This window comes from Rhodococcus sp. CX, from assembly GCF_015865005.1.
In the GTDB taxonomy this organism is placed as follows: domain Bacteria; phylum Actinomycetota; class Actinomycetes; order Mycobacteriales; family Mycobacteriaceae; genus Rhodococcus.
The window spans coordinates 1-2,356 of sequence record NZ_JADZGH010000188.1; the positions used below are offsets into that span (position 1 = coordinate 1).

At 71.8% G+C, this 2,356-nt stretch carries 4 protein-coding genes; 1 reads left to right on the plus strand and 3 read right to left on the minus strand.

Features of this window, described 5'->3' with window-relative positions; genetic code table 11:
* Positions 1 to 104: 104 nt before the first annotated feature.
* Positions 105 to 839 carry a uracil-DNA glycosylase gene (locus I0Q12_RS20180; protein WP_269437658.1) on the plus strand — a complete coding sequence of 245 codons (735 nt, stop codon included), beginning with the start codon at positions 105 to 107 and terminating at the stop codon, positions 837 to 839.
* Here I0Q12_RS20180 and I0Q12_RS20185 read toward each other — a convergent pair.
* The 3 genes from I0Q12_RS20185 to mshB form a co-directional block, all read right to left on the minus strand.
* Positions 802 to 1,239 carry a hypothetical protein gene (locus tag I0Q12_RS20185; protein ID WP_197253952.1) on the minus strand — a complete coding sequence of 146 codons (438 nt, stop codon included), beginning with the start codon at positions 1,237 to 1,239 and terminating at the stop codon, positions 802 to 804. The two genes, I0Q12_RS20180 and I0Q12_RS20185, sit on opposite strands and share 38 nt — an antisense overlap.
* Before the next feature lie 67 nt (positions 1,240 to 1,306).
* A complete protein-coding gene (locus I0Q12_RS20190; protein WP_197253962.1) occupies positions 1,307 to 1,465 on the minus strand; it encodes a hypothetical protein in 159 nt (52 codons plus the stop codon).
* A 73-nt stretch (positions 1,466 to 1,538) separates the two neighbouring features.
* Positions 1,539 to 2,356: N-acetyl-1-D-myo-inositol-2-amino-2-deoxy-alpha-D-glucopyranoside deacetylase (gene mshB / locus I0Q12_RS20195; protein ID WP_197253970.1), on the minus strand; the 818-nt coding region annotated here is incomplete at its 5' end.

Here is a 2,356-nt window from a genome sequence, read left to right on the forward strand (position 1 = left end):
CCCGCCGGGGTCGGGCACTACGAGATCCTGGATGTGCCGGTGGGGCAGGCATGGGCGCTGGTCGAGGCGGTCACCCCGGGCGCCGGCGACGTGTGGGCGAACCGATGACCCGGCCACCCGACGAGACGCCGCACACCCTCGCCGAGATGGACGAGCAGCTGGTGCACTGCCGGGCCTGCCCTCGGCTGGTGGCGTGGCGCGAGCAGGTGGCACGCGACAAACGTGCCGCGTTCCGCGACGAGACGTACTGGGGCCGCCCGGTGCCGGGTTTCGGCCCGGCCGACGCGGCGCTGCTCATCGTGGGTCTGGCACCGGCCGCGCACGGCGGCAATCGCACCGGCCGGATGTTCACCGGCGACCGGGCCGGAGATTTCCTGTACGCCGCGATGTACGACGCGGGGCTGGCGTCGCAGCCGACGGCGACGCACCGCGGCGACGGTCTCGTCCTGCGGGGCACCCGGATCACGGCGCCGGTGCACTGCGCTCCGCCCGCGAACCGTCCGACGACCGTCGAGCGCGACACGTGCCGTCACTGGCTGGACCTCGAACTGAAATTGCTGACCCCGACGCTGCGCTCGGTGATCGTGCTCGGCGGTTTCGGCTGGCAGGCGCTGCTGCCGGTGCTCGCCGACGCCGGCTGGGCGATCCCGCGGCCGCGTCCGCGGTTCGGGCACGGCGCGCACGTCGAGCTACCGGGGGCGTCCCCGGACCGGGCACCACTGCACCTGTTCGGGTGCTATCACGTCAGCCAGCAGAACACCTTCACCGGGCGGTTGACCCGGTCGATGCTGGCCGACGTGCTCATTTCTGCGGCGGAGACTGCCGGACTGCGTTCGTGATGGCGTTGATGCGCGCGCTGAAGAGGTACAGGCCGGCCGGGCCGAGCGCCGCGATCGGCAGCAGCAGGATCCGCCAGTCCGCGACCGCGAGCTGATCGGCGCCCGGGCCACCGACCAGGCACAACAGGAACCCGACGGTCCAGGCCACGAGCGGCCACGTGGCCTTGCCCAGCGATCCGGTCTCGGTGCGCACCGCCATCACCAGCAGCAGGTTCACGACCGCGGCGAGCAGGATGGAGATCGGGAACGGCACCGAGCCGATGTACATGCCCAGGAACAGCACGGACAACACGGCACAGATCAGGCCGTCGACGACGAGCAACGCCACGACCCCGGTCCGGGGTGGGACGTCGGCGGGAACGGAGGCGTCGGATGGTGCGGTGGCGGGATCGACCGTCATGGTTTCGATAGTGCGCCAACGTGCCCCCGATGCGCACATCGGGGGCACGGTTCCGGAGCGGTCCGGATCAGGGAACCGGCGGATAGCCGAGCATCGTCAGCAGCTGGCTCTGCTGATCTGCGAAGTCGTACAACGCGTGGTAGTAGTCGGCGCGGATCTGATCGGCGTAGGGCCGCAACGAATCGACGAACGCGACGATCTGATTCTGGACGGACCAGTTGTACATCCGCATCCCCCCGGGCTCGGCACCGACCGGACAGTGACTGTGAGCAGAATCACTCCTGCTCGGCAGCGCCAGCCTACGTCAGGCCCGCGAAGAGGTCACGCTCTCGGCCGGAGTCGTCGACGTCCCCGAGCGCGCCCCGCACGAGCACGAAGTGCTCCTCGGCGAAGACCGGCTGGGCGATCAGGTTCGACAGCGCGAACGCGGCGCCGCCGGGCGCGACGATCACCTGGGTGGCGTGCGCGGCCATCGCCGCCCGCTTCGCGTCGAGCACTCCGCCGACGTCCACCGCGGTGGTCACCCGCTCGTCGGGCACGCTCGGCAGGTCGCCGGCGTCGGGCACGGCCCACTCGGCGGGGATGTCGCCGAGCGCGGCGAGTCCGTCCCGCAGCGCGCTCTCCTCGGTGACGGTCCAGTACAGCTTCGGGGTCGACCACGGCTCCCCCGCCTCCGGATACGCGTCGGTGGCGGCCGCCTCGATCGCGGCGGTCACGCGCTCGTGCACGGCGATGTGATCGGGATGGCCGTAGCCGCCGACCGGGTCGTACGTGACGACGACGTGCGGGCGCAGTTCCCGGATCACGGCGACGAGCGTCGACACCGCTTCGTCGTGGTCCGCGTTGACCCAGGCCCGGGGGTTCTCCGCCGACGGGGTCCCGGCCATGCCGGAGTCGCGCCAGCGTCCGGCGCGCTCGAGGAAGCGGGGCGCGGCGACGCCGAGCGCGGCGAGCGCCCGGGTCAGTTCCAGGATGCGGTAGCCGCCGAGCTGATCGGCACGATCGGCGACGAGTTCGGCCCAGTCGTCGCCGATGACCTCGCCTTCCTCGCCGAGCGTGCAGGTCAGGACGGTGACTTCGGCGCCCTCTGCCACGTAGCGGGCGATGGTCCCGCCGG

What these genes read in the sequence shown, in the direction of transcription:
- I0Q12_RS20180 (WP_269437658.1), top strand. Translation starts at nt 105, where the DNA reads ATGACCCGGCCACCCGACGAGACGCCGCACACCCTCGCCGAGATGGAC.
- I0Q12_RS20185 (WP_197253952.1), bottom strand. Translation starts at nt 1,239, where the DNA reads ATGACGGTCGATCCCGCCACCGCACCATCCGACGCCTCCGTTCCCGCC.
- I0Q12_RS20190 (WP_197253962.1), bottom strand. Translation starts at nt 1,465, where the DNA reads ATGTACAACTGGTCCGTCCAGAATCAGATCGTCGCGTTCGTCGATTCG.